The organism is Burkholderia sp. 22PA0099, assembly GCF_047497165.1.
GTDB lineage: Bacteria > Pseudomonadota > Gammaproteobacteria > Burkholderiales > Burkholderiaceae > Burkholderia.
On the sequence record NZ_CP163165.1, the window covers coordinates 1338550 to 1363041 of the forward strand.

General features: G+C 62.4%; 25 protein-coding genes, 2 tRNA genes and 1 rRNA gene. 18 read left to right on the plus strand and 10 right to left on the minus strand.

Features of this window, described 5'->3' with window-relative positions; genetic code table 11:
• Positions 1-12 precede the first annotated feature (12 nt).
• The 11 genes from nuoI (at position 13) to AB4851_RS21510 (ending at position 9524) form a co-directional block, all read left to right on the plus strand.
• A complete protein-coding gene (gene nuoI, locus AB4851_RS21460; RefSeq protein ID WP_414442638.1) occupies positions 13-501 on the plus strand; it encodes an NADH-quinone oxidoreductase subunit NuoI in 489 nt (162 codons plus the stop codon).
• Between the two features lie 114 nt (positions 502-615).
• Positions 616-1278 carry an NADH-quinone oxidoreductase subunit J gene (locus tag AB4851_RS21465; RefSeq protein ID WP_414451370.1) on the plus strand — a complete coding sequence of 221 codons (663 nt, stop codon included), beginning with the start codon at positions 616-618 and terminating at the stop codon, positions 1276-1278.
• Positions 1279-1296: 18 nt separating this feature from the next.
• Complete coding sequence (gene nuoK, locus AB4851_RS21470) at positions 1297-1608, plus strand: NADH-quinone oxidoreductase subunit NuoK (protein WP_206126132.1); 312 nt, start codon at positions 1297-1299, stop codon at positions 1606-1608.
• A gap of 17 nt (positions 1609-1625) precedes the next feature.
• Entirely contained in the window at positions 1626-3668 is a 2043-nt protein-coding gene (nuoL, locus tag AB4851_RS21475; protein ID WP_414442636.1) for an NADH-quinone oxidoreductase subunit L, read from the plus strand.
• A gap of 21 nt (positions 3669-3689) precedes the next feature.
• Entirely contained in the window at positions 3690-5183 is a 1494-nt protein-coding gene (locus tag AB4851_RS21480; RefSeq protein WP_414442635.1) for an NADH-quinone oxidoreductase subunit M, read from the plus strand.
• A gap of 24 nt (positions 5184-5207) precedes the next feature.
• Positions 5208-6680 (plus strand): NADH-quinone oxidoreductase subunit NuoN, encoded by a 1473-nt coding sequence (nuoN, locus tag AB4851_RS21485; RefSeq protein WP_414442634.1) that lies wholly within the window; start codon positions 5208-5210, stop codon positions 6678-6680.
• The gene (locus AB4851_RS21490; protein WP_414451371.1) at positions 6681-6980 is read left to right on the plus strand and encodes a DUF2818 family protein; all 300 of its coding nucleotides are present in this window, start codon (positions 6681-6683) and stop codon (positions 6978-6980) included. It begins immediately after the preceding gene.
• Positions 6981-7016: 36 nt separating this feature from the next.
• Positions 7017-7607: an NUDIX domain-containing protein gene (locus tag AB4851_RS21495; RefSeq protein ID WP_414451372.1), complete on the plus strand. Its 591-nt coding sequence runs from the start codon at positions 7017-7019 to the stop codon at positions 7605-7607.
• Positions 7608-7867: 260 nt separating this feature from the next.
• Positions 7868-8296: a DUF1178 family protein gene (locus tag AB4851_RS21500; RefSeq protein ID WP_414442631.1), complete on the plus strand. Its 429-nt coding sequence runs from the start codon at positions 7868-7870 to the stop codon at positions 8294-8296.
• 269 nt (positions 8297-8565) lie between these two features.
• The gene (locus AB4851_RS21505) at positions 8566-9024 is read left to right on the plus strand and encodes a MaoC family dehydratase (protein ID WP_414442630.1); all 459 of its coding nucleotides are present in this window, start codon (positions 8566-8568) and stop codon (positions 9022-9024) included.
• A complete protein-coding gene (locus AB4851_RS21510; protein WP_414451373.1) occupies positions 9021-9524 on the plus strand; it encodes a MaoC family dehydratase in 504 nt (167 codons plus the stop codon). Before AB4851_RS21505 ends, AB4851_RS21510 begins: the two co-directional genes overlap by 4 nt.
• A 61-nt stretch (positions 9525-9585) precedes the next feature.
• On the opposite strand, the gene AB4851_RS21515 is transcribed toward AB4851_RS21510, so the two are convergent.
• From AB4851_RS21515 to AB4851_RS21530, 4 genes are all read right to left on the minus strand, one after another.
• Positions 9586-10806 (minus strand): acyl-CoA dehydrogenase family protein, encoded by a 1221-nt coding sequence (locus tag AB4851_RS21515; RefSeq protein WP_414451374.1) that lies wholly within the window; start codon positions 10804-10806, stop codon positions 9586-9588.
• 91 nt (positions 10807-10897) lie between these two features.
• Complete coding sequence (locus AB4851_RS21520; protein ID WP_414451375.1) at positions 10898-12010, minus strand: phosphotransferase; 1113 nt, start codon at positions 12008-12010, stop codon at positions 10898-10900.
• Between the two features lie 25 nt (positions 12011-12035).
• Complete coding sequence (locus tag AB4851_RS21525) at positions 12036-12755, minus strand: histidine phosphatase family protein (RefSeq protein WP_414451376.1); 720 nt, start codon at positions 12753-12755, stop codon at positions 12036-12038.
• Between the two features lie 7 nt (positions 12756-12762).
• On the minus strand, positions 12763-13554 hold the full coding sequence (locus AB4851_RS21530) for an oxepin-CoA hydrolase, alternative type (RefSeq protein WP_414451377.1): 792 nt from the start codon (positions 13552-13554) through the stop codon (positions 12763-12765).
• A gap of 183 nt (positions 13555-13737) precedes the next feature.
• Here AB4851_RS21530 and AB4851_RS21535 point away from each other — a divergent pair, with 183 nt between their 5' ends.
• Positions 13738-14391 (plus strand): glutathione S-transferase family protein, encoded by a 654-nt coding sequence (locus AB4851_RS21535; RefSeq protein ID WP_414451378.1) that lies wholly within the window; start codon positions 13738-13740, stop codon positions 14389-14391.
• An 11-nt stretch (positions 14392-14402) separates the two neighbouring features.
• Here the strand turns inward: AB4851_RS21535 and AB4851_RS21540 are convergent, their stop codons facing one another.
• Complete coding sequence (locus AB4851_RS21540; protein WP_414451379.1) at positions 14403-15575, minus strand: pyridoxal phosphate-dependent aminotransferase; 1173 nt, start codon at positions 15573-15575, stop codon at positions 14403-14405.
• A gap of 72 nt (positions 15576-15647) precedes the next feature.
• On the minus strand, positions 15648-16139 hold the full coding sequence (locus AB4851_RS21545) for a putative toxin-antitoxin system toxin component, PIN family (RefSeq protein ID WP_414451380.1): 492 nt from the start codon (positions 16137-16139) through the stop codon (positions 15648-15650).
• A gap of 57 nt (positions 16140-16196) precedes the next feature.
• On the opposite strand from AB4851_RS21545, the gene yaaA reads away from it, so the two are divergent.
• Entirely contained in the window at positions 16197-16979 is a 783-nt protein-coding gene (gene yaaA, locus AB4851_RS21550) for a peroxide stress protein YaaA (protein WP_414451381.1), read from the plus strand.
• 69 nt (positions 16980-17048) lie between these two features.
• Positions 17049-18200: a M14-type cytosolic carboxypeptidase gene (locus AB4851_RS21555; protein WP_414451382.1), complete on the plus strand. Its 1152-nt coding sequence runs from the start codon at positions 17049-17051 to the stop codon at positions 18198-18200.
• Positions 18201-18297: 97 nt separating this feature from the next.
• Here AB4851_RS21555 and AB4851_RS21560 read toward each other — a convergent pair whose 3' ends face one another.
• The 4 genes from AB4851_RS21560 to AB4851_RS21575 all read right to left on the minus strand — a co-directional run bounded on the left by AB4851_RS21560 (position 18298) and on the right by AB4851_RS21575 (position 22037).
• Entirely contained in the window at positions 18298-18918 is a 621-nt protein-coding gene (locus AB4851_RS21560; RefSeq protein WP_414451383.1) for a BspC domain-containing protein, read from the minus strand.
• A 160-nt stretch (positions 18919-19078) separates the two neighbouring features.
• On the minus strand, positions 19079-19753 hold the full coding sequence (locus AB4851_RS21565) for an energy-coupling factor ABC transporter permease (protein ID WP_414451384.1): 675 nt from the start codon (positions 19751-19753) through the stop codon (positions 19079-19081).
• Positions 19754-19813: 60 nt separating this feature from the next.
• Positions 19814-20638: a LuxR C-terminal-related transcriptional regulator gene (locus AB4851_RS21570; RefSeq protein ID WP_414451385.1), complete on the minus strand. Its 825-nt coding sequence runs from the start codon at positions 20636-20638 to the stop codon at positions 19814-19816.
• Positions 20639-20819: 181 nt separating this feature from the next.
• The gene (locus AB4851_RS21575) at positions 20820-22037 is read right to left on the minus strand and encodes a DUF2863 family protein (protein WP_414451386.1); all 1218 of its coding nucleotides are present in this window, start codon (positions 22035-22037) and stop codon (positions 20820-20822) included.
• A gap of 308 nt (positions 22038-22345) precedes the next feature.
• On the opposite strand from AB4851_RS21575, the gene AB4851_RS21580 reads away from it, so the two are divergent.
• From AB4851_RS21580 to AB4851_RS21595, 4 genes are all read left to right on the plus strand, one after another.
• Positions 22346-22498: a hypothetical protein gene (locus AB4851_RS21580; RefSeq protein ID WP_414451387.1), complete on the plus strand. Its 153-nt coding sequence runs from the start codon at positions 22346-22348 to the stop codon at positions 22496-22498.
• A gap of 147 nt (positions 22499-22645) precedes the next feature.
• Positions 22646-24176, plus strand: a 16S ribosomal RNA gene (locus AB4851_RS21585).
• A gap of 64 nt (positions 24177-24240) precedes the next feature.
• Positions 24241-24317, plus strand: a tRNA-Ile gene (locus AB4851_RS21590).
• 36 nt (positions 24318-24353) lie between these two features.
• Positions 24354-24429 (plus strand) — tRNA-Ala (locus tag AB4851_RS21595).
• Positions 24430-24492 lie beyond the last annotated feature (63 nt).

Sequence of the window (24492 nt, forward strand, 5' to 3'; positions counted from 1 at the left end):
GCGGATCCCATCATGACGGCAATCCAACATTTTTTTAAAACCTTCTTCCTGACCGAGCTGCTGAAAGGGCTCGCGATGACGGGCCGCTACACCTTCAAGCGCAAGATAACGGTGCAGTTCCCGGAAGAAAAAACCCCGATCTCGCCACGTTTTCGCGGGCTGCACGCGCTGCGCCGTTATGAAAACGGCGAAGAGCGCTGCATCGCCTGCAAGCTGTGCGAGGCAGTGTGCCCGGCAATGGCGATCACGATCGAGTCGCAGGTGCGCGCCGACAACACGCGCCGTACCACGCGCTACGACATCGACCTGACCAAGTGCATCTTCTGCGGTTTTTGCGAGGAAAGCTGCCCGGTCGATTCGATTGTCGAAACGCAGATCCTCGAATATCACGGCGAGAAGCGCGGCGACCTGTATTTCACGAAAGAAATGCTGCTCGCGGTCGGCGATCGCTACGAAAAGGACATCGCGGCCGCGAAGGCCGCCGACGCGCCGTATCGATGATGCAGGATCGGCCGGCCCGTGTGGGCCGGCCCGAGCGCCGCGGCAACGGTGCGCGGCACGTCGCTGTGCCCGAGAACCGTGCCTGACCAAGGCCTAAACGATGAACCGGTAACCATGGACTTCACGACCGTACTTTTCTACATCTTCTCGCTGCTGCTGGTGATCTCGGGGCTGAAGGTGATCACTGCGCGCAATCCGGTGGCTTCTGCGCTCTTCCTCGTTCTCGCGTTCTTCAACGCGGCAGCGATCTGGATGTTGCTCGAGGCCGAATTCCTCGCGATCCTGCTGGTGCTCGTCTATGTCGGCGCGGTGATGGTGCTGTTCCTGTTCGTGGTGATGATGCTCGACATCAACACCGACGTGCTGCGCCGCGACTTCCGCCGCTTCGTGCCGATGGCTTCGGTGGTGGGGGCGATCATCGTCGTCGAGACGGCGCTGATTCTCTGGCGCGGTTACGGCGCGACGTCGCAGCCGGTGCGCGACGTCGCCTCGGGCGCGCTCGCCAACATGTCGAACACGCGCCTGATCGGCAAGGTGATCTACACCGATTACATCTTCGCGTTCGAAATCGCGGGCCTCGTGCTGCTGGTGGCGATCATCGCCGCCGTGTCGCTGACGGCCAGTCGCGGCAAGGAACGCAAGCGCCAGCGCGTGTCCGATCAAGTGCGCGTGCGCCGCGAGGATCGCGTGCGCATCGTGAAGATGGCGGCCGAAGTTCCGCCGCCGCCGGAACCGGCAACCGCCGAGGCCGATCCCGCTGCGGCGCCCAAGAGCTGAGCGGAGGAGAACCGAATCATGTTGAACCTGACTCTTGCCCATTACCTGGTGCTCGGCGCGATCCTGTTCGCGATGAGCATCGTCGGCATCTTCCTGAATCGCCGCAACATCATCGTGATCCTGATGGCGATCGAACTGATGCTGCTCGCCGTCAATACGAACTTCGTCGCGTTCTCGCATTATCTGGGTGACGTGCACGGACAGATCTTCGTGTTCTTCGTGCTTACGGTTGCAGCAGCGGAAGCGGCAATCGGCCTCGCGATTCTAGTGACGCTGTTCCGCAAACTCGACACCATCAATGTCGAGGATCTCGACCAGCTCAAGGGCTAATTCCAGGCGAGTCTGCTATGTCGACCACACTCAATGAAACCACGCTGCTGGCGATTCCGCTGGCGCCGCTTGCCGGCTCGATCATCGCCGGCCTGTTCGGCAATATCGTCGGACGCAAGGGCGCGCATCGCGTGGCGATCCTCGGCGTCCTGATCTCGTTCATCCTGTCGGCCCTGGTGTTCCAGCAGGTGCTCGGCGGTGCGAGCTTCAACTCCACCGTCTACGAATGGATGCGGGTCGGCCCGCTCAAGCTCGAAGTCGGCTTCCTCGTCGATTCGCTGACCGCGATGATGATGATCGTCGTGACCTTCGTGTCGCTGATGGTGCACATCTACACGATCGGCTACATGCAGGAAGAAGACGGCTACCAGCGCTTCTTCTCGTATATCTCGTTATTCACGTTCTCGATGCTGATGCTCGTGATGAGCAACAACTTCCTGCAGCTGTTCTTCGGCTGGGAAGCGGTCGGCCTCGTGTCCTACCTGCTGATCGGGTTCTACTTCACGCGTGAAAGCGCGATCTACGCCAACATGAAGGCGTTCATCGTCAACCGGGTGGGCGACTTCGGGTTCCTGCTCGGCATCGGCCTGCTGCTCGCGTATGGCGGCTCGATGAACTACGGCGAAGTGTTCGCGAAGAGCAACGCGCTCGCGGCGATGCATTTCCCGGGCACCGATTGGGGCTTGCTGACGGTGGCCTGTATCTGCCTGTTCATCGGTGCGATGGGCAAGTCGGCGCAGTTCCCGCTGCACGTCTGGCTGCCGGATTCGATGGAAGGCCCGACGCCGATCTCGGCGCTGATCCACGCGGCCACCATGGTGACGGCCGGCGTGTTCATGGTCACGCGCATGTCGCCGCTGTTCGAACTGTCCGATGCGGCGCTGTCGTTCATTACGGTGATCGGCGCGATCACTGCGCTGTTCATGGGTTTCCTCGGCGTGATCCAGAACGACATCAAGCGTGTCGTGGCCTATTCGACGCTCTCGCAGCTCGGCTACATGACCGTCGCGCTGGGCGTGTCGGCCTATCCGGTCGCCGTGTTCCACCTGATGACGCACGCGTTCTTCAAGGCGCTGCTGTTCCTTGCCGCCGGCTCGGTCATCCTCGGCATGCATCACGATCAGGACATCCGCAACATGGGTGGCCTGCGCAAGTACATGCCGATCACCTGGATCACTTCGCTGGTGGGTTCGCTCGCGCTGATCGGCACGCCGTTCTTCTCGGGTTTCTATTCGAAGGATTCGATCATCGACGCGGTGAAGCTCTCCAACCTGCCGGGTTCGGGCTTTGCCTACTTCGCGGTGATCGCCAGCGTGTTCGTGACCGCGCTGTATTCGTTCCGCATGTATTTCCTCGTGTTCCACGGCGAAGAGCGCTTCCGCAAGCCGAAGCATCCCGATTCGCCGATGGGCCAGGCCGCCGCGCATGGGCATGACGCGCACGGTCACGACGATCATGCGCACGAGCCGCGCGAAAGCTCGTGGGTCGTTTGGGTGCCGCTGGTGCTGCTCGCCATTCCGTCGGTCGTGATTGGTGCATTCGCCGTCGGCCCGATGCTGTTCGGCGATTTCTTCCAGCACGGCGTTGCGTATGACAAGGTGATTTACATCGGTCAAAACCACCCGGCGCTTGCCGAGATGGCCGGTGAATTCCAGGGCTGGGCCGCGATGAGCCTGCATTCGGTGTCGGGCCTGCCGGTTTGGCTCGCACTGGCCGGCGTCGTCGTTGCCTGGTTCCTGTATGTGAAGCGCCCGGACCTTTCTGCGGCGATCCGCCGTGCGGCCGGTCCGATCTATACGCTGCTTGATAACAAATACTACATGGACAAGATCAACGAGATCGTGTTCGCCCGGGGCTCGGTCGCGGTTGGTCGGGGCTTGTGGAAAGAGGGCGATGTCGTTGTGATCGATGGAGTCGTCAACGGGAGCGCGCGCTTCGTGAACTGGTTCGCGGGCGTCATTCGCTTCCTGCAGTCCGGCTACATCTATCACTACGCGTTTGCGATGATCATCGGCATGTTGGGTCTCCTTACCCTGTTTGTTACGCTCGGCGGCAAATAAGAAAAGGAGAGGAACCCACTCATGCCCGCATTTCCGATTCTCAGTACCGCCATTTGGCTTCCGATCGTGTTTGGCCTGCTTATTCTGGCCGTGGGCACGGACCGGAAGCCCGGCGTGGCCCGTTGGGTCGCGCTGATCGGTTCGCTGCTCGGGTTTGCTGTCACGATTCCGCTCGTCACCGGTTTCGATCCCAGTACCGCTGCACTCCAGTTCGAGGAGAACGCGGTCTGGATAGAACGTTTCAATGTTTCTTATCACCTCGGCGTCGACGGCATTTCGATGTGGTTCGTCGTACTGACGGCGCTGATTACCGTCATCGTCGTTGTCGCCGGTTGGGAAGTCATCACCGAGAACGTCTCGCAGTATCTCGCCTCGTTCCTGATGCTGTCCGGCATCATGATCGGCGTGTTCACGGCGGCTGACGGCCTGCTGTTTTACGTGTTCTTCGAGGCCACGCTGATTCCGATGTACATCATCATCGGCGTCTGGGGCGGCCCGAACCGCGTCTATGCGGCCTTCAAGTTCTTCCTGTATACGCTGGCCGGTTCTCTGCTGATGCTGGTTGCGCTGATCTACCTGTACCGTGAGACGCATACCTTCGATCTCGCGGCCTGGCAAAGCGCGAAGCTTGCGATGACGCCGCAGTTGTTATTGTTCGCCGCGTTCTTCCTGGCGTTCGCCGTGAAGGTGCCGATGTGGCCCGTTCACACCTGGCTGCCCGATGCGCACGTCGAGGCGCCCACGGGCGGTTCGGTGGTGCTGGCGGCGATCATGCTGAAGCTCGGCGCCTACGGCTTCCTGCGTTTTTCGTTGCCGGTCACGCCCGACGCGGCGCACTATCTGGCCCCGGTCGTGATCGCGCTGTCGCTCGTCGCGGTGATCTATATCGGGCTGGTCGCGATGGTGCAGACCGACATGAAGAAACTCGTCGCGTATTCGTCGATCGCGCACATGGGCTTCGTCACGCTCGGTTTCTTCATCTTCAGCCAGCTCGGCATCGAGGGCGCGATCGTGCAGATGATCTCGCACGGTTTCGTGTCCGGCGCGATGTTCCTTTGCATCGGCGTGTTGTACGATCGCCTGCATACGCGCAATATCGCGGATTACGGCGGTGTCGTGAACGTCATGCCCAAGTTCGCGACCTTCGCGCTGCTGTTCGCCATGGCGAATTGCGGGCTGCCGGGTACCTCGGGCTTCGTCGGCGAGTTCATGGTGATACTCGCTTCGGTGAAGTTTAATTTCTGGATCGCGTTCGGCGCGGGCTTCACGCTGATTCTCGGCGCGGGCTACACGCTGTGGATGTATAAACGCGTCTATTTCGGCAAGGTGGTCAACGAGAAGGTAACGACGCTGAAGGATATCGGCGCGCGTGAATTCTCGATGCTCGCCGTGCTGGCCGCGTTCACGCTGTTGATGGGTCTGTATCCGAAGCCCTTCACCGACGTGATGCACGTTTCCGTAGAAAATCTCCTCTCTCACGTTGCGCAATCCAAGCTGCCGCTGGCCCAGCAGTAAGTGTGGGCGGAGGAACCCAAGACCATGCAAAACGCACCTATGAATGTCCTGTTGCCCGACGCGCTCGTGATGTTCGCCATCATCGTGGCGTGGCTGAACGACACCATCTCCGGCGAGCCCGGCCGCCGTCTCACGTATCTGATCGCGGTCGTCTCGTCCGTTGTCGCCGGTGTGTGGTTTGCTGTCCAGGCCCTCGATCCGCACCAGTACTACTTTTTCTCGCGAATGATCGTGGTGGATTCGTTCGCCAGCGTGATGAAGTCGGCCGTGTCGTTCGGCTACGCTGCCTCAATGATCTACTCGCGCCGCTATCTGGCCGATCGCGACCTGTTCCGCGGCGACGTGTTCCTGCTGGGCATGTTCTCGTTGCTCGGCCAGCTCGTGATGATCTCGGGCAACAACTTCCTGACGCTGTATCTCGGCCTGGAACTGATGTCGCTCTCGCTCTACGCGATGATCGCGCTGCGCCGCGATGGCGAGCAGTCGAGCGAAGCTGCCATGAAGTACTACGTGCTCGGCGCGCTGGCCTCGGGTTTCGTGCTGTACGGCATCTCGATGGTGTACGGCGCGACCGGCTCGCTCGAGTTGCATGACGTGCTGAACGCCGTGGCGTCGGGCCGCATCAACGACATCGTGTTGCTGTTCGGTGTGGTCTTCATCGTGGCCGGCGTGGCGTTCAAGCTGGGCGCGGTGCCGTTCCATATGTGGGTGCCCGACGTGTACCACGGTGCGCCGACGGCCATGTCGCTGCTGACCGGCGGCGGCCCGAAGGTGGCGGCGTTCGCCTGGGGCCTGCGCCTGCTCGTGATGGGCCTGCTGCCGCTGGCCGCCGATTGGCAGCAGATGCTGGTGATTCTCGCCGCGCTGTCGCTGATCGTCGGCAACATCACCGGTATCGTCCAGCGCAACGTCAAGCGCATGCTGGCGTATTCGGCGATCTCGAACATGGGCTTCGTGCTGCTCGGCCTGCTCTCCGGCGTCGTGAAGGGCAGCCCTGCGTTCACGGCCACGGCCTACAGCTCGGCGATGTTCTACTCGATCGTGTATCTGATCACGACGCTCGGCGCGTTCGGCATCGTCATGCTGCTGGCCCGCCGCGATTTCGAGGCCGAAACGCTTGACGACTTCAAGGGCCTGAACAAGCGCAGCCCGGTGTTCGCGTTCGTGATGATGGTCATGATGTTCTCGCTGGCCGGCATTCCGCCGACGGTGGGCTTTTACGCCAAGCTGGCCGTGCTCGAAGCGACGATCAATGCCGGCCTGACCTGGCTTGCGATCCTCGGTGTCATCAGTTCGTTGTTCGGCGCGTTCTACTATCTGCGTATCGTGAAGCTGATGTACTTCGATGCGCCGCAGGACACGAACCCGATCATGAGCGATGCGACGAACCGCGCCGTGCTGCTGTTCAATGGCGTTGCCGTGGTCGTGCTCGGTCTTGTGCCGGGCCGGCTGATGGAAGTCTGCCTGCAAGCCATCAGCCATACGCTGCCCCTGTAAATGTCGGCAGCGGGCTGGTTCATCGTATTGTTGGCGCTCGCGGGTGCCAACCTGCCGTTCGTGAATCAACGGGTGTTCGCGTTGATTCCGGCCGGCAGTGCGCCGCGCAAGAACGGCTGGCTGCGAATCGCCGAGATGATCGTGCTGTATTTCGTGGTCGGCCTGCTCGGTTTCTGGCTTGAATCGCGAGCCGGCAACCGCTTCGAACAGGGCTGGCAGTTCTACGCCATCACGTTCAGCCTGTTCGTGGTGTTCGCGTTCCCCGGCTTCACGTTCCAATATCTCGTCAAACGACGCTGACGGTTGCGGCCGTCGCGTCCAACCCTGGAGCCGACGATGGCCGAATTACCGAATCACGATGACAAACTGATCGAAGTTTGCGTCGACAGCGAATCCATTCTCGACGGCCATTTCCTGAAAGTGAAACGCGATACTGTGCGGCTGCCTGACGGCAAGCACGCGGTGCGCGAGTACATCCGCCATCCGGGCGCGGTGATGGTGATCCCGCTGTTCGACGACGGCCGCGTGTTGATGGAAAGCCAGTTCCGCTATCCGATCGGCAAGGTCATGGCCGAATTTCCTGCCGGCAAGCTCGATCCGCAAGAAGGGCCATTGGCTTGCGCGATCCGCGAGCTGCGTGAGGAAACCGGCTATTCCGCGCGCGAATACGTTTATCTGACACGTATTCACCCGATCATTTCCTATTCCACCGAGTTCATCGACATCTACCTCGCCAAGGGCCTGACGGCCGGCGAGCGCCAGCTCGACGAAGGCGAATTTCTCGAAACGTTCACGGCCACGGTGCCTGAACTGCTCGAGTGGATCCGCACGGGCAAGATCAGCGACGTGAAGACGATCATCGGCACCATGTGGCTTGAAAAGGCGCTGTCCGGCACCTGGCCGCTCGGCACGCCCGAGCAGGGCTGACCTACGCTGTTCGCGCCGTCTTCCGCGCCAGAGCGACGAGGAAGATGGCCGTGCCAGCTTGCCCGGCGGCAAGTGCATCGATAGGCCGCCGCGGCCTCCATCCCTGTCTCGCCATTTTTCGCGCCGGCCTCGGCGGCGAATTTCGTCGCAGGCTACAATCCAGCCACGCCGGATCTTCCCCGGCAGCCCCGACCGTGATTTAGCACGATCGTTCTTTCCTTCCAGATTGCGCGTACACTCGCGAAACGCCCCGATTCAGCATGAAGGTCCTCGATTTACAGTGCACGCACGGCCATCGTTTCGAAGGCTGGTTTGCGTCCGCCGACGATTTCGAATCTCAACTGTCCCGCAAGCTGGTCGAATGCCCGGTGTGTGGGGCGACCGAGATCAACCGGATGCCGTCGGCGCCGCGTTTGAATTTGTCCGGCGCGACGCAAGGCAAATCGCAGGCGGCCGATCCGCAGCAGATGCAGGCGCAGTTGATGCGCACGCTGCGCGAGGTGCTGGAGAAGACCGAGAACGTGGGCGAGCGCTTCGCCGAGGAAGCGCGGCGCATCCATTACAACGAAGCCCCCGCGCGCAACATCCGCGGGGTGACCTCGCCCGAGGATGCCCGCGCACTCGTCGAAGAAGGCATCGAGGTGATGTCGCTGCCGGTGCCGGCCGCCCTGAAAGAGCCATTGCAATGATCCGATCCTGATCAGCGCGTGTCTTTCGGGCACAGCCCAAGGCCAGCGGCCAGGAGACACGATATGGATCCGGATGATGTTCTGTCGGCGGCGCGTCCTGCGTTGCCGCTTCAATGCAGCGTGAGGCCCATCGGCCGCGCGCGTCGCCTCACACGCTTTCCCTCCGCACTTTCACGACCCGAGCCGACGATGCACGGCGTTGCTGCACGGCTTGGAATTCGATACGACGATGCGGCCCGAAGCCGCGCAACCCGACAGGAGATATCAGCATGACGTTCGGTTATGAAGACCTGGAAGTCGGCACGTTGACCGAGATAGGCAAACACACGTTCACGCCGGAAGAAATCATCGATTTCGCGCAGCGTTTCGATCCACAGCCGTTCCATCTCGATGAAGCGGCAGGCAAGGCCTCGCCGTTCGGCGGTTTGGTGGCGAGTGGTTGGCACACCTGCTCGGTGTTCATGGGCATGCTGGTGCGCAACGTGCTGCATGATTCGACCAGCATGGGATCGCCCGGCATCGAGGAGATTCGCTGGATCAAGCCGGTGCGGGCCGGCGCGACGATCACGATGCAGCAGCGCGTTCTCGACAAGCGGCTGTCGGCGAGCCGTCCGGATCGCGGCATCGCGACGACCGAATGGATCGGCACCGATGAGCAAGGCGAAACCGTGATCACGGTGCGCTCGAAGATCATTTTCGGGCTGCGCAACCCGCAGGCGGCGGTATGAGCGGCGCGCCCGAAACGAAGCCCGAATTGAATCCGGAGCGGCCGCGCATTGCGTCGATCGAGGCGCTGCGCGCACTGGTCGGCGCGGATGGCTTCGCGAGCCGCTGGATCACCGTTGATCAGGAGCGCGTGAACCGTTTCGCCGACGCAACTGACGATCATCAATGGATCCACGTCGACCCCGAGCGGGCCTCGCGCGAATCGCCGTTCGGTGCGCCGATCGCGCATGGCTTCCTGACGCTGTCGTTGATTCCGTCGCTGATGACCGACGCGATCGAATTCGAGCAGCGCATGGGCGTGAACTACGGGCTGAACCGTGTGCGTTTCCTGCGGCCGGTGCCGGTGGGCGCGAAAGTGCGCGGCCTGTTCTCGGTCAAGACGGCAACCGACAGCAAGCAGGGCGGCCTGCAATGCGCGTGGTCGGTGGCGGTGCAGGTGGATTCTACCGGCGAACCGGCGCTGGCCTGCGCGGCCGAATTCATCACCCTGCATCTGTTCTGATGGCCGGATGAATGGCAACGCGCGCCCGGCCGGCGCGCGTTCGTGATGCCGATTTCCCTGCCTACGCCGTTGTGTAGCGCGCCAGTTCGAGCTTCGCGATGGCGTTGCGATGCACTTCGTCCGGGCCGTCGGCAAAGCGCAGCGTGCGCGCCGACGCATAGGCATAGGCGAGCGGAAAATCGTCGCTGACCCCGCCGCCGCCGTGGGCCTGAATCGCCCAGTCGATGACCTGGCACGCCATGTTCGGCGCCACCACCTTGATCATTGCGATCTCGCGGCGCGCGGCCTTGTTGCCGGCGCGGTCCATCTTCCAGGCGGCATTCAAGGTCAGCAGCCGCGCCTGATCGATCAGGCAGCGCGCCTCGGCGATGCGCTCCTGCGTGACCGTCTGCTCGGCGACCGGCTTGCCGAACGCCACGCGTGCCAAGACCCGCCGGCACATCAGTTCGAGCGCGCGTTCTGCCAGGCCGATCAGGCGCATGCAATGGTGGATTCGGCCCGGCCCGAGGCGGCCCTGTGCGATCTCGAAGCCGCGGCCCTCGCCGAGCAGCAGGTTGGCGGCCGGTACGCGCACGTTGTCGAGCGTGATTTCCATATGGCCGTGCGGTGCGTCGTCGTAGCCGAACACGGTCAGCGGCCGGTGCACGGTCACGCCGGGCGCATCCGACGGCACGAGGATCATCGACTGCTGCGCATGGCGAGGCGCATCGGGATCGGTCTTGCCCATCACGATGTAGAGCTTGCAGCGCGGATCGCCCGCGCCCGACGACCACCATTTGTGGCCGTTGACGATATACGCGTCGCCGTCGCGTTCGATACGCGTGCGGATATTGGTCGCGTCCGACGACGCCACTTCCGGCTCGGTCATCAGGAACGCCGAACGGATCGTGCCGTCGAGCAGCGGGTCCAGCCACATCCGTTTCTGCTCGTCGGTGGCGTAGCGCTCGAGGGTTTCCATGTTGCCGGTGTCGGGCGCGTTGCAATTGAACACCTCGGGCGACCACGGCACGCGGCCCATGATTTCGCACAGCGGCGCGTAGTCGAGATTCGACAGGCCCGCGCCGCGGTCGGATGCCGACAGGAACAGGTTCCAGAGGCCGGCCGCCCGCGCTTCGTTCTTCAGCGTGTCGAGCAGGCTCACAGGCTGCCAAGCGTTGCCGTCGTGCCGGTTGCGCGCGATTTCGTCCTGGAAGGCGCGTTCGTTCGGGTAGATATGGCTATCGAAGAAGGCGAGCAACCGCTCGCGCAGTACGTCGACCGTCGGGGAGTCATCGAAATCCATCGCAACCTCGCTGGAGTGGGACGTTCATCTGCATCGGAGCGGGCAATCGGAAGCGGGTGAAACGGGGTGATGCGTCAGGAGAGAGCACGGTTCAGTGCACACGCTGTGCGTAGCGCCAGGCCAGTTCTGCCATCGGCCGGGCCTGCCGGCCGGCATCGAGGGCGCGTGCGCTCGACGCGGTGCCGTCGGCTACGCGCTTCATGATCCCCTGCAGGATCGCGGCGATCCGGAACATGTTGTAGGCCAGGTAGAAGTGCCAGTCGCCATCGATCGCGAAGCCGGTGCGTTCGACGTAGCGGGCGATCGTATGCCGTTCGTCGGGAATGCCGAGCGCCGCCCAGTCGAGCCCGGCGATTCCGCGGAAGTGGCCCGGCTCGTTGTGCCACGTCATGCAGTGATAGGCGAAATCGGCAAGCGGATTGCCGAGCGTCGACAGTTCCCAATCGAGCACGGCGAGCACGCGCGGCGCGTCGGGCGCGAAGATCAGGTTGTCGAGCCGGAAATCGCCATGGACGATCGCGCTGCGCTCCTGCCCGGCATCGGTGGCCGGGATATGTTGCGGCAGCCAGTCGATCAGGCGGTGCATCGCTTCGATCGGCTCGGTTTCGGTGGCGGCGTACTGTTTGCTCCAGCGCGCAATCTGCCGTGCGAAATAGTTGCCGGGCTTGCCGTAATCGCCGAGGCCGAGCGCTTGCGGATCGAGCGCGTGCAGCGTGGCGATCACGCGGTTCATCTCGTCGTAGTGGGCCGCGCGGTCGGCCTGCGTCATGCCCGGCAGCGACGGATTCCACAGCACGCGGCCTTCGACGCAACTCATCACATAGAACGCGCGACCGATGACCGATTCGTCCTCGCAGAGCGCGAGCATCTGCGGCACCGGCACATCGGTATTGGCGAGGGCCGCCATCACGCGGTATTCGCGGTCGATCGCATGTGCGGACGGCAGCAGTTTGGCGGCCGGCGCCGGTTTCGCACGCAGCACGTAGCGGCGTGCCGGCGTCACGAGCCGATACGTGGGGTTCGACTGGCCGCCGCGGAACTGCTCGATCGTCAGTGGGCCGGCGTAGCCGTCGAGATGGCCGGCGAGCCAGGCGTCGAGCGTGGCGAGATCGATGCGATGCGCCGCGCCGACGGGCATCGTGCCCTCGAAGGCGGAATAGTCGTTCGGGTCCGGATTCGCTTCCGGTTGCTGCGCTTGCGTCATCCTTTCCTCCGGGGCGCGGGTGGGCTCAGTGGGCCGCGTTCGCCAGGGTGAACTGGTGGTATAGCACTTCCATCGTGGTATTGCGGGCGTCGCGATGCAGGGCGTCGGGCGGCGTGTAGTTGATCTGGCGGAGCACCCAGTCGTGCGCGTGCTCGCCGACGTCGAGCACGTTGATGCAGGCGGTGGACTGCGCGAAGCGGCCGATGAAGAGCCGCTGCTCGGGCAGCATCGCATGCGAGAGCAGGGCGCAATTGACACCGCCATGCAGTACCAGCAAGGCCGTGTCCCAGCCCGGGTCGGCGCGCAGCGCGGCCAGCGCCGGCAACACGCGGTCGAGCAATTCCCCGATTGTTTCGCCGCCGAGAAACGCGATGTGCTCGGGCACGACGCCGTCGAGCGCGTCGATGAAGGCGGCTTGCACCTCTTCGGCGGGCACGTCGGCCAGATGGCCGCCGCGAATCTCGCGCCAGGCCGGCTGGATCTCGATCTCGATGGCTTGCCCCGTTTCTTCCAGCACCCGCGATGCCGTTTCGACAGTGCGCTTCAGGCCGCTCGTGATGACGCGATCGAAGCGGATCGATTGTGCGGCGAACGCCCGCCCCGCCGCGCGCGCCTGCGTGCGGCCGTGGTCGTTGAGCGGGACGGTATCGGGATCGATCGGTTGTTGCGTGCTATCGAAATAGGTCACGTCGCCGTGACGCATCAGATAGATACGGCGGCGTTTCGGCAGGATGTATTGGGTCATGGTGGAATCAGCGGTGATAGACGGGCGGCCGTTTCTCGAGAAAGGCCGTGATGCCTTCAAGCGCATCCGCGTGGCGCAGCGACGCGACGAACTGATCACGCTCGGCCACCAGATGCGCGGCCAGCGTGTGCTCGGGCGCATCGGCCAGCAGCGCCTTGATGCGCGTCACGGCGTTCGGCGAAACGCGGCCGAGTTCGTCGGCCCAGGCGATGGCGTCGCCGAGCGCCGAACCGGCACGCGCGATGCGGTTGACGACGCCGAGATCATGCAGCCGTTTCGCTGCGACGGGCTTGCCCTCGATCAGGATTTCCGTGGCCAGCGGGCGCGGCAAGGCGCGCGCCAGGAACCACGAGCCGCCGCCGTCCGGTGTCAGACCCACGCGGGCGTACGACATGACGAACTTCGCGTCGTTGGCGGCCACGATCAGGTCGCAGGCCAGCGTCAACGAAAAACCGGCGCCGGCCGCGGCGCCTTCCACGGCCGCGATGACGGGCTTGGTTGCCGTCTGGATCGCGGTGATCCATTCGCCGAGCAGATCGATGCTGTCGGCTTGTACGGTCGGGTCCTTCGCGCGGTTTTCGAGCAATCGATTCAGGTTGCCGCCCGCGCAGAAGAAGCGGTCCGCGCCGGTCAGCACAACGGCGCGGATCGACGGATCGCGTTCGGCGGTATTCATCGCTTCGAGGCCGGCCGCGTACATGTCGGGATGCAGGGCGTTGCGCGCACCGGGGTTGGAGAGTGTCAGGACGAGTGTCGATTCGCTTTCGACGGGGCGGGATGCGAGCAGTTCGGCGCTCATGCGGGGTGTCTCCTGGAAGGCTGTCTCGTGGCCGGCGCGGCGGCGGGTCGGCGCCGTGCGCCCGGTCGTTGGTTCTGCGAAGTGCTTTAGACTAGCACGCACGTGCTATTCGGCACGGCATGACGGGCTGCCGGCATCGCGAACCGGCCCGTGTTTCGACCCAGCCAGGACAGGAGAACGACGATGCTGCAGTTGTGTGGTTTGCCGGTATCGAATTACTACAACAAGGTGAAGCTCGTGATGCTCGATCACGAGATCCCGTTCGACGAGCAGCTTTTTTCCTTGCCGCTGCGCGATGCCGATGCACTGGCCGCGTCGCCGTTCGGCAAGGTGCCGTTTCTGCGCACCGAGCAGGGCGCGTTGTCGGAATCGCAGGCGATCGTCGATTATCTGGCGGCGCGCTTTCCCGACAAAGGACTTTACCCGGCCGATCCGTTCGAGGCTGCGAAGGTACGCGAGCTGACGATCTTCATCGAGCTGTATCTCGAATGGGTGGTGCGCGATCTGTATCCGCAGGCGTTCTACGGCCGTGTCGTCAACGACGACCTCCTTCATCAGGCCGAGGCACGCCTGAGTCGTGCGCTGGCGGTGCTGCGGCAGATGACGCAGTTCGCGCCCTACGTGTTCGGCGAGACATACGGGATGGCCGACGTGGCCGCCTATATTCACCTGCCGCTGGTCGGGCTGGCGACCAAGGCCGTGTACGGGCGCGATTTCGTCGTCGAGGCGGGCATCGACTGGAAGGCGTACACGAAGCTGATTGGCGAGCGGCCCGCGGCCCGGCGCGTGAGCGCGGACCGCAAGGCCTACCTGGAGGCGGCGGCCGCCAAGCGTTGAGGTGTTCGGGATCAGAGCCTGGACAGGCGCTCGAGTGCGGTGGCGAGCGTGTCTTCGCGCTTGGCGAAGCAGAAGCGCACCACGCCCGATTCGTGCGGCTCGTGATAGAACGCCGACACGGGGATCGCCGCGACGCCGATCTCCGTCGTCAGCCATTGGGCGAATTCGGCTTCGGGCAGATCGCTGATCGCCGAGTAGTCGACGCACTGGAAGTAGGTGCCCGTGCACGGCAGCAGCTTGAAGCGCGTCGATGCCAGCCCGGCGCGGAACAGGTCGCGCTTCTTCTGGTAGAACGCCGGCAGCGTGAGGTACGGCGCCGGGTCGCGCAAATAGGCCGCCAGGCCGACCTGCATCGGCGTATTGACCGTGAACACGTTGAACTGATGGACCTTGCGGAATTCGGCCATCAGCGGCGCGGGCGCGGCCACGTAGCCGACTTTCCAGCCCGTGACGTGATAGGTCTTGCCGAAGCTCGACACGATGAAGCTGCGCGCGGCCAGCTCCGGGTAGCGCGCAACGCTTTCGTGCCGCGCGCCGTCGTACACCATGTGCTCGTACACCTCGTCGGACACGATCAGCACCTCGGTGCCGCGCACGATGGCTTCGAGCTGGCGCATATCCGATTCGCGCCAGACCGTGCCGGTCGGGTTGTGCGGCGTGTTGATCAGGATCAGGCGCGTTTTCGGCGTGACGGCCGCGGCCAGCTTGTCGAACGGGATCGCGTAGTCGGGCGCGTCGAGCGTGACGAACACCGGCTTGCCGCCCGCCAGTTCGATCGACGGCAGGTAGCTGTCGTAGGTCGGCTCGACCACGATCACCTCGTCGCCCGGGTGCACGGCGCAGAGGATCGCGGTGAGCAGCGCCTGGGTCGCGCCGGCCGTCACGGTGATTTCGGTGGCCGGGTCGTAGCGCCGGCCGTAGATCTGCTCGATCTTGTCGGCGATCGCTTCGCGCAGCGGGGTCACGCCCGTCATCGGCGGGTATTGGTTGTGGCCGTCGCGCATGGCATTGGCCACCGCGTCGACGATCTTCGGGTCGCAGTCGAAATCGGGAAAGCCCTGGCCGAGATTCACCGCGCCTTTTTCCGTGGCAAGCGCACTCATGACGGTGAAGATCGTGGTGCCGACCTGCGGCAGGCGGGAAACGACGGCAGGCGTGACGGGCGTGGCGGACGGTGCGTTCATCGTGTGTCGGGCGTTCGGTTCGATTCGTTGAAAGGGCGGCGGCGGTTCGTGTTCCGGTGCGGCGGCGCGCCGTTAGGCGGGCGCCGGTTCGGTTGGCGTCAGCCCGCACGCGACGACGAACGGTGCCGGCTGCAGAATCCGGAACCCGAAATCGCGTTCGGTGCGGCGCGACAGCTTCAGCAAGTCGCGATCCTTGGAGACGAGCCAGTCGGCTTCGACGGCGCGCGCGAGATCGAGAAATTTCTGATCGTCGCGATCGCGGCATTTCGGCAACGGCAGTGCGTCGTCGGGCAGGGGCGCCGAGGTGTCGACCTGCTGCGTGAGCCGCACGACGACGGCCAGGGCGGCGGGCTTGTCGATCTGGCGTGGCGCGAACTGCGGATAATCGAGCACGCGTTCGAGTTCCCTCAGGCAGCGCGCATCGATCAGCGCGACCAGCGTGCCGTTTTCGAGGGCAGTGCGGATAGGGCGCGTGGCCGGGTCGTCGAACACGAGGATATCGATCCAGACATTCGAGTCGAGCACGACGCGGCGCCCGTCTCGCGGAGCGTTGGGGCTGGGCATTCGTTACAATCGGTGATTTTTGTCTGACGGCACCTTAGCGCGTGCCGGCGAGCCTCCATGATAATCGTTCTCTCCCCCGCGAAATCGCTCGATTACGAGACCCCGCCCCATATCCCGACGCATACGCTGCCCGATTTCGTCGACGAGGCGGCCCAGTTGATCGATGGATTGCGAAAATTGTCGCCTCAGCAGATTGCCTCGCTGATGGACATTTCGGACCCGCTCGCTCACCTCAATTTCCAGCGTTACGCCGACTGGTCTCGCCAGTTCACGACCGACAACGCCAAGCAGGCGGTGCTCGCGTTCAACGGCGACGTGTACGAGGGGTTCAACGCGCGCTCGCTGTCGGCCGCCGATCTGGATTACGCGCAGCAGCACGTGCGTGTGCTGTCCGGGCTGTACGGCCTGCTGCGTCCGCTCGATCTGCTGCAGCCGTACCGGCTCGAAATGGGCACGCGTTTCGAAAACCCGCGCGGCAAGGATCTCTACGCGTTCTGGGGCGAGCGCATCACGCGCGCGCTGAACACTCAGCTCGCCGCGCGCACCGCCGATTCGCGCGTGCTCGTGAACTGCGCTTCGACCGAGTACTTCAAGTCGGTCAAGCCGAAGCTGCTCGACGCGCCGATCATCACGCCCGTGTTCGAAGATTGGAAGGGTGGCCGCTACAAGATCATCAGCTTCCATGCCAAGCGGGCGCGCGGCCTGATGGCGCGTTACGCGGTCACGAACCGGATCGCCTCGGCCGAGCGGCTGCGCGATTTCGCAGAGGAAGGCTATGCGTTCGAAGCGTCCGCGTCGAACGATTCCACTTATGTGTTCCGTCGCCGGCTTGACGCGTGATCCACGCGGCGGCCGTCGCGGATTGAATTTTCACGGGGCCTCACGAGGGCGCCGCTTCCAGGAGACAAGATGACGCTGTCGATTTCCACCCAGTTCGACGCCGGCGCGATCGATGTCGTGTCGTGCGACAGCCCCGACGCGATCCGCCTGCGCATTCGCAGCGACAATCAGTCGGCGTTCGCGCAGTGGTTCTATTTCCGCCTGTCGGGCGCGCGAGGCGAGCGTTGCGTGATGCGTTTCGAGAACGCGCACGAGAGCGCCTACCCGGCCGGCTGGCGTGGCTACCGCGTGGTCGCGAGCTATGACCGCGTGAACTGGTTCCGTGTGCCGACCGAGTTCGACGGCACCGTGATGACGATCGATCACACCCCCGATTTCGACAGCATCTACTACGCGTACTTCGAGCCTTACGGCGAGGAGCGCCATGCCGAGTTCCTCGGCGCGGTGCAGCAGATGCCGCAGGCCAACGTGGTCGATCTCGGCCGTACCGTGGAAGGCCGGCCGATGTCGCTGCTGGTGCTGGGCACGCCCGACGAAACGGGCGCGAAGAAGAAAGTCTGGATCATCGCGCGCCAGCATCCCGGCGAATCGATGGCCGAGTGGTTTGTCGAGGGGCTCGTCAAGCGCCTGGCCGGCTGGGGCGACTGGGCCGGCGACGCGGTGGCGCGCAAGCTCTACGATCACGCGACGTTTTACATCGTCTCGAACATGAACCCGGACGGCAGCGTGCATGGCAACCTGCGCACCAATGCCGTTGGCGCCAACCTGAATCGCGAGTGGATGGAACCCGATGCGGCGCGCAGCCCCGAGGTGCTGGTGGTGCGCGATGCGATTCACGGGATCGGCTGCGACATGTTCTTCGATATCCACGGCGACGAGGATCTGCCCTACGTGTTCGTGGCCGGTTCGGAGATGCTGCCGGGCTTCACCGATCGCCAGCGCGAGGAGCAGGACGCGTTCATCGCCGCATTCAAGCAGGCGAGCCCGGATTTTCAAGATGAATATGGCTATCCGGCCAGTAAGTATCGCGAGGATGCGTTGAAGCTGGCGTCGAAGTATATCGGCCACGCATTCGGCTGCCTGTCACTGACGCTCGAAATGCCGTTCAAGGACAACGCCAATCTGCCTGACGAGCGCGTGGGTTGGAACGGCGAGCGAAGTGCCTCGCTGGGTGCCGCCATGCTGCTGCCGATTCTCAATCACGTGCAGCGTTTCGCTTGATCGATCGGGCGCGCTGAAAGCAAAAGGCCGGAATGTCAAAACATTCCGGCCTTTTCGTTTGCTGAACCGGGCCTGCGCCGCTGCGGCGCGCACCGGCTTATTTTTTCGACGCGGGCTTCTTCTTCACGACCTTCTTCGAGTTTGTCGATTTCTTGACCGTGCCGCCCTTGTGCGTGGATTTGCTGCCGGCCTTGGCTTTCGTCTTCGACTTGACGTGCCGGCCGTGGACGACGCGCTTCGACGAACTCGTGCGCTCGACGCGCGGCTTGGCGGGCGGAACCGGATCGTTCCAGCCAAATGCAAGCATCTGGCTGCCCACATAGCCGCAGCGGAACTTCAGCGTGGAGGGATCGCCGCCGTTCTGCGGAATGCCGAGCCCTTCGATGGTCACGATATTGTCGACCTTCACACGTTGCTTGCCTTCGTCGAACGAATCGTTCCACGGCGTAACGGTAGCGTTGTTGCTGTCGAAGGCGCTGGGCGGAAATTCGACGTGATCGAATGCCGACGAGGTGCTGGCGATGAAGTTGCCGTGCGCGGCGCAATCGGCGACGAGCGGATCGGCGTGCATCTCGGTGATGTACTTGTTGATCAGTTCGGTGCGCTGATCGAGCAGATCGGCATAGGCGGGGGCGGAAAGCGCAAGCGACAGGCCTGCGACACAGGCTGCCAGCTTGCCGAACACGCCAAAAAGACGCTGGGCGGGGAAGCTGTCCATCAGGAATTTGAGAGTGCGGAGTGAAGACACCGGGCACGTAAGATGCCCGGCGAAGAACAAGAGTTCAATCTTAGCGCAATTTTTTTGACATGCCGCGATCCATTCGAGGGTGAAGGCGAAATGTCATGAAGCGGAAATGTGGCGGTGCGGTGGGCAGACGTCAGGCTCTCGGGCCGCCGAGCCGGTAACGGCGCACATCGAACGTGGTGACCCATTCGGGCTTGTAGATTGCGATCAGGGCGGTGGCCATGCCGGTGAACCAGGCTTCGCCGAGTGCAAGCAGCACGGTGTTCAGGCCGTAGCCTGCCGGCATCACGAGTGTCGATCCATCAGCCAGCCCGATCTGCACGCCGGCTGCGGCTGCCGCCACGGCAATGATCGTCACGGCCGGTGCGACGAAGCCCTGCCCGACGATGAAGGTGAGCAGGTTGTGCGGCAACCAGGCCGTCGCTGCACGCTGCATCAGCGTGGACACGGCAACCGGAAGTGCGCCATAGACGAGATAGGTGATGCCGATGCCTTGCCAGGTTGCATCGAAGACGACGGCGGCGATGCCGGTGACCGCGCTCATGGCGACCAGCGCGAGTGTCCAGTCAAACAACGTGGCGATCAACGTCGCGCCAAGCAGATGCATGACCAGACCGTCGTCGAGCCATGCATTCGATGCCCACAGCACGGTAATGGTGGCGATCAAGGCGCACCAGACGTGTTGCAGCGTTGGATCCTTCAGGCGATGGAACGGACGTTTCCACAGCGCGAGCGCGAGCAGCACCCCGGCAGCGATCCAGCCACCGGCAGCGACCCAAAGCGGAAGCGGCGTGTACAGGAAACCCATGGTTTTAATATTACTCGTTGAAGCTAAAAAATGGGAACCGATTCGACGTCCGTCCGGCCGTCAGGTGTTGCGTTTCAGCGTCGTCGGTGCGGATTCGGCCGCCATTGGCATCGGTGCATGCGGGCCCTCGCAGGCGCTCATTGGATACTTTTTGCCACGCAACGGAATGACCCCTGGTGCGCCGAGCACCGGCCGCGGAAAGCCTTGTGGCTGGGTGGTCAGTACTTCGAGATGTGGCGGTAGCCAGCCATTGTAGATGGCGACGGCAGCGGCGCGGTTCGCCGCACCGAGCTGTTGGAAAATACTGGCCAGGTGAATCTTGACCGTGCCCTCGCTGATGCCGAGCGTGCGTGCAATCATTTTGTTGGTATTGCCCATATGGACGAAGCGCATGATCTGCGCTTGTCGCGGAGACAGCGTGCCGACCGTTGGCCTGCGACGTAGCGGGATGCGGTTGACGATGTGTGCGGTGCGGGCACCGTCGACCTGCGTTTCGATCAGATCAAGCGCGCCGGGCGGGACGTAGTAACCGCCGAGCAGCACCATTTCAAACGCACGTATCACGAGATGCGAACCCATGTTGCGCGGCACGATGCCTTGTGCACCCGTGGCGAATTGCTGCCGCGCTTCTTCGCGCGAGGTGGCATCGATCAGTACGGCCACCGGTGTGGGTGCGCAGGCGTCGCAGAGCGCGCGAAGATCGTCGAGTCGCAGGCCCTTCGGTGCATCCACGACGATCAGGTCGAAGCTGCCCTGCTTGACCAGGCGCATCGCTTGCCGCCAATCCCTTGCATCGCTGCAACCGCTGCGCCGATCGATCTGACGTAACAGTGCCTTCAAGCCATCGCGGCGTTCCGCATCCGGACTCAACACCATGAATCTCATCTCTGCCTCCTTGTTCGCGTTATTGATGGATGACGATGTAGCGTCCCGGCCATGATGACAAAACGCCTGGGTCGTGTCGGCCTAGCTGAAAGTCATAGGAAGAATCGCAAGTATGTGAAAAAAAAGAGCCGCCTAGTCGGCGGCTCTTTGTCACGGCGAAGTACGGCCGAGGGTCGACGGCTCAGTGGAAGTGCGGCTGTGCCGGCGATGCATCTTCCGGCATTTCTGCGTGGACAATTTCGCCAAGCGGGTCGGCATAGAGCGGAACGCCGCAGTCGTCGCAGTATTCCGGTTCGAAGCGGCCGGCATGGCGGCGGATGTCGGTCACGCCCGTTTCCTTGAGCAGCGAGACGATTTCCTCGAGCGGGCCGTCGATTGGCGTGTCCGCGTCGATCATCGTGTCTTCGGCCGCGACATCACCGTTCTCGCGTCCGTAGAGCGGCCACACGACGCCGTAGATCACGTCGTTGCTGCCGCGGCGGGTGAAGCCGATTCGATATTCGTCAATGCGTCGCTCGCCGAACCCTGCAACCACTGCGCGCAGCTCTTGCGGTGCCGCACCGATCGTATCGAACAGATAGCGGGTCGCCGTGCGCACGGTGTGTGGGCGAACGCGTTCGTCGGCGTCGCGGCAGGCCGAGTAATAGGCATCCGGCAGCAGGCACTCGAATTCGCAGCCCGGCAACGCGACGGACAGATTGGCGCCGCCCTGGCCCGTCCATTGTTCGAGACACTGGCCGCGCTCGATACGCGCGCCCTGATCTTCTTCCTGCCAGCGGAACATGGCCGAACCGGCCGGCGCGGCCACGACGGCGAGCAGGAAGCGCGGATCGGCGAGGATCGGGGATGTCTCGGGCAGGTCGCCAAAATTGATGCGCGGCGTTTGGCCGCCCAATGCGGCTTGCGCCAACTGCTGCGTGAGGCGGTAGGCCTCGACGTGATGGCGCGGCAACTGGTCGATGCTGTAGAGGAACGGCGCGAGCGCCACGTGCGTCTGTTCGGCCAGTACATGTGCTTGCAGATGCGTGTGCAGCACATCAGCGATTTCCGTCTTGAGCGGGCCGGACGGAATCATGTAGCGCGTCCAGGCGAGAATCGGTATCGCGACGAGCAGGGCTTCGTGCGTTTGTCCTTCGTGCTCGAGCAGCAGCGATTCGCTATGCGTCTCGGCCATGTCGGCGAGTGCGCCGTAGGCGTCTGCATGGTTCTGTTGCAGATGGTCGAGCGCCGCGTCAAGGGTCGTCTGATTGCCGTTGCGGATCACCTTCGTGAGCAGCGCGTCGAGCTTCGCTTCCCAGAACCGATCTTCGACGCGACTGCCGGACGCGAACAGCGCGAGCGACAAGCCGACCAGTTTGTCGGCATCGGGGGGAAGGCGTTTGGCGGTTCGCTGGCGCATAGATCTCGATCAATATTAGAGTGGGTGCGATGAACCTGCCATTTTAGTCCGTTCCTGGCGGATGCTGCGGTTCACACCAACGAGCGTGCGTCCTGGCGCAAGCGAGATCGATCTCGGCGACTGAAAGGAGGAGGTATGCGAAAAAAATGCTCGAACCCTCTTGCATGATCGGGAAAGCTTGCTTAGAATTCGGCCTCTCTCGCGATGACGGAAACGCAGGACGGGAGGAGAAGCTAGGCAGGACAAGGAGAGCGCCGGAATTGAGGCCGCTCCTTTGAGCTGGTGAGGAACGCGATCGATGCAGTCTGTTGATCGAAGCGCTGAAAAAAGTAGTTGACGCGCTTCAAAATGTTCTTCATAATCCCGCTTCTCTGCTGCTGAAAACGCAGCGCCGAAACGAAGCCAAGCTTCTCTCGGAAACGCTCTTTAACAATCTACAGCCGATAAGTGTGGACGCTTGATGGAAGCGGTCCTGATCTTAGGATCAGGTCAGCAAAAGTATCAAGAGTCTCACACAAAAGTAAGTCAGGTTTATGAAGTAATTCGTAATCCTGTCAGCTTTGAGTGAGCGACCGGTTCGAAAGAACCGAAAAACAGTAACAGGTATTGAACTGAAGAGTTTGATCCTGGCTCAGATTGAACGCTGGCGGCATGCCTTACACATGCAAGTCGAACGGCAGCACGGACTTCGGTCTGGTGGCGAGTGGCGAACGGGTGAGTAATACATCGGAACATGTCCTGTAGTGGGGGATAGCCCGGCGAAAGCCGGATTAATACCGCATACGATCTACGGATGAAAGCGGGGGACCTTCGGGCCTCGCGCTATAGGGTTGGCCGATGGCTGATTAGCTAGTTGGTAGGGTAAAAGCCTACCAAGGCGACGATCAGTAGCTGGTCTGAGAGGACGACCAGCCACACTGGGACTGAGACACGGCCCAGACTCCTACGGGAGGCAGCAGTGGGGAATTTTGGACAATGGGCGAAAGCCTGATCCAGCAATGCCGCGTGTGTGAAGAAGGCCTTCGGGTTGTAAAGCACTTTTGTCCGGAAAGAAATCCTTGGTTCTAATAAAGCCGAGGGATGACGGTACCGGAAGAATAAGCACCGGCTAACTACGTGCCAGCAGCCGCGGTAATACGTAGGGTGCAAGCGTTAATCGGAATTACTGGGCGTAAAGCGTGCGCAGGCGGTTTGTTAAGACCGATGTGAAATCCCCGGGCTCAACCTGGGAACTGCATTGGTGACTGGCAAGCTAGAGTATGGCAGAGGGGGGTAGAATTCCACGTGTAGCAGTGAAATGCGTAGAGATGTGGAGGAATACCGATGGCGAAGGCAGCCCCCTGGGCCAATACTGACGCTCATGCACGAAAGCGTGGGGAGCAAACAGGATTAGATACCCTGGTAGTCCACGCCCTAAACGATGTCAACTAGTTGTTGGGGATTCATTTCCTTAGTAACGAAGCTAACGCGTGAAGTTGACCGCCTGGGGAGTACGGTCGCAAGATTAAAACTCAAAGGAATTGACGGGGACCCGCACAAGCGGTGGATGATGTGGATTAATTCGATGCAACGCGAAAAACCTTACCTACCCTTGACATGGTCGGAATCCTGGAGAGATCCGGGAGTGCTCGAAAGAGAACCGATACACAGGTGCTGCATGGCTGTCGTCAGCTCGTGTCGTGAGATGTTGGGTTAAGTCCCGCAACGAGCGCAACCCTTGTCCTTAGTTGCTACGCAAGAGCACTCTAAGGAGACTGCCGGTGACAAACCGGAGGAAGGTGGGGATGACGTCAAGTCCTCATGGCCCTTATGGGTAGGGCTTCACACGTCATACAATGGTCGGAACAGAGGGTCGCCAACCCGCGAGGGGGAGCTAATCCCAGAAAACCGATCGTAGTCCGGATCGCACTCTGCAACTCGAGTGCGTGAAGCTGGAATCGCTAGTAATCGCGGATCAGCATGCCGCGGTGAATACGTTCCCGGGTCTTGTACACACCGCCCGTCACACCATGGGAGTGGGTTTTACCAGAAGTGGCTAGTCTAACCGCAAGGAGGACGGTCACCACGGTAGGATTCATGACTGGGGTGAAGTCGTAACAAGGTAGCCGTATCGGAAGGTGCGGCTGGATCACCTCCTTTCTCGAGCTAATACCGCGAAAGTTGAGCGTTCACGCTTATCGGCTGTAAATCAAGACAGACTCAGGGGTCTGTAGCTCAGTTGGTTAGAGCACCGTCTTGATAAGGCGGGGGTCGTTGGTTCGAATCCAACCAGACCCACCACTTAGTCTGGACAGTATCCTTGAGAAGTCTCTGTATGGGGGCATAGCTCAGCTGGGAGAGCACCTGCTTTGCAAGCAGGGGGTCGTCGGTTCGATCCCGTCTGCCTCCACCAATCTTCAATGACAAGCGTTCAGGTCAGTGTGACCTGAGGATTTGTCATTGGCGATTGAGCCAG

Bases quoted from the DNA above. Each gene is read 5' to 3' on its own strand.
- nuoI (WP_414442638.1), top strand. From the start codon at position 13: ATGACGGCAATCCAACATTTTTTTAAAACCTTCTTCCTGACCGAGCTG.
- AB4851_RS21465 (WP_414451370.1), top strand. From the start codon at position 616: ATGGACTTCACGACCGTACTTTTCTACATCTTCTCGCTGCTGCTGGTG.
- nuoK (WP_206126132.1), top strand. From the start codon at position 1,297: ATGTTGAACCTGACTCTTGCCCATTACCTGGTGCTCGGCGCGATCCTG.
- nuoL (WP_414442636.1), top strand. From the start codon at position 1,626: ATGTCGACCACACTCAATGAAACCACGCTGCTGGCGATTCCGCTGGCG.
- AB4851_RS21480 (WP_414442635.1), top strand. From the start codon at position 3,690: ATGCCCGCATTTCCGATTCTCAGTACCGCCATTTGGCTTCCGATCGTG.
- nuoN (WP_414442634.1), top strand. From the start codon at position 5,208: ATGCAAAACGCACCTATGAATGTCCTGTTGCCCGACGCGCTCGTGATG.
- AB4851_RS21490 (WP_414451371.1), top strand. From the start codon at position 6,681: ATGTCGGCAGCGGGCTGGTTCATCGTATTGTTGGCGCTCGCGGGTGCC.
- AB4851_RS21495 (WP_414451372.1), top strand. From the start codon at position 7,017: ATGGCCGAATTACCGAATCACGATGACAAACTGATCGAAGTTTGCGTC.
- AB4851_RS21500 (WP_414442631.1), top strand. From the start codon at position 7,868: ATGAAGGTCCTCGATTTACAGTGCACGCACGGCCATCGTTTCGAAGGC.
- AB4851_RS21505 (WP_414442630.1), top strand. From the start codon at position 8,566: ATGACGTTCGGTTATGAAGACCTGGAAGTCGGCACGTTGACCGAGATA.
- AB4851_RS21510 (WP_414451373.1), top strand. From the start codon at position 9,021: ATGAGCGGCGCGCCCGAAACGAAGCCCGAATTGAATCCGGAGCGGCCG.
- AB4851_RS21515 (WP_414451374.1), bottom strand. From the start codon at position 10,806: ATGGATTTCGATGACTCCCCGACGGTCGACGTACTGCGCGAGCGGTTG.
- AB4851_RS21520 (WP_414451375.1), bottom strand. From the start codon at position 12,010: ATGACGCAAGCGCAGCAACCGGAAGCGAATCCGGACCCGAACGACTAT.
- AB4851_RS21525 (WP_414451376.1), bottom strand. From the start codon at position 12,755: ATGACCCAATACATCCTGCCGAAACGCCGCCGTATCTATCTGATGCGT.
- AB4851_RS21530 (WP_414451377.1), bottom strand. From the start codon at position 13,554: ATGAGCGCCGAACTGCTCGCATCCCGCCCCGTCGAAAGCGAATCGACA.
- AB4851_RS21535 (WP_414451378.1), top strand. From the start codon at position 13,738: ATGCTGCAGTTGTGTGGTTTGCCGGTATCGAATTACTACAACAAGGTG.
- AB4851_RS21540 (WP_414451379.1), bottom strand. From the start codon at position 15,575: ATGAACGCACCGTCCGCCACGCCCGTCACGCCTGCCGTCGTTTCCCGC.
- AB4851_RS21545 (WP_414451380.1), bottom strand. From the start codon at position 16,139: ATGCCCAGCCCCAACGCTCCGCGAGACGGGCGCCGCGTCGTGCTCGAC.
- yaaA (WP_414451381.1), top strand. From the start codon at position 16,197: ATGATAATCGTTCTCTCCCCCGCGAAATCGCTCGATTACGAGACCCCG.
- AB4851_RS21555 (WP_414451382.1), top strand. From the start codon at position 17,049: ATGACGCTGTCGATTTCCACCCAGTTCGACGCCGGCGCGATCGATGTC.
- AB4851_RS21560 (WP_414451383.1), bottom strand. From the start codon at position 18,918: ATGGACAGCTTCCCCGCCCAGCGTCTTTTTGGCGTGTTCGGCAAGCTG.
- AB4851_RS21565 (WP_414451384.1), bottom strand. From the start codon at position 19,753: ATGGGTTTCCTGTACACGCCGCTTCCGCTTTGGGTCGCTGCCGGTGGC.
- AB4851_RS21570 (WP_414451385.1), bottom strand. From the start codon at position 20,638: ATGAGATTCATGGTGTTGAGTCCGGATGCGGAACGCCGCGATGGCTTG.
- AB4851_RS21575 (WP_414451386.1), bottom strand. From the start codon at position 22,037: ATGCGCCAGCGAACCGCCAAACGCCTTCCCCCCGATGCCGACAAACTG.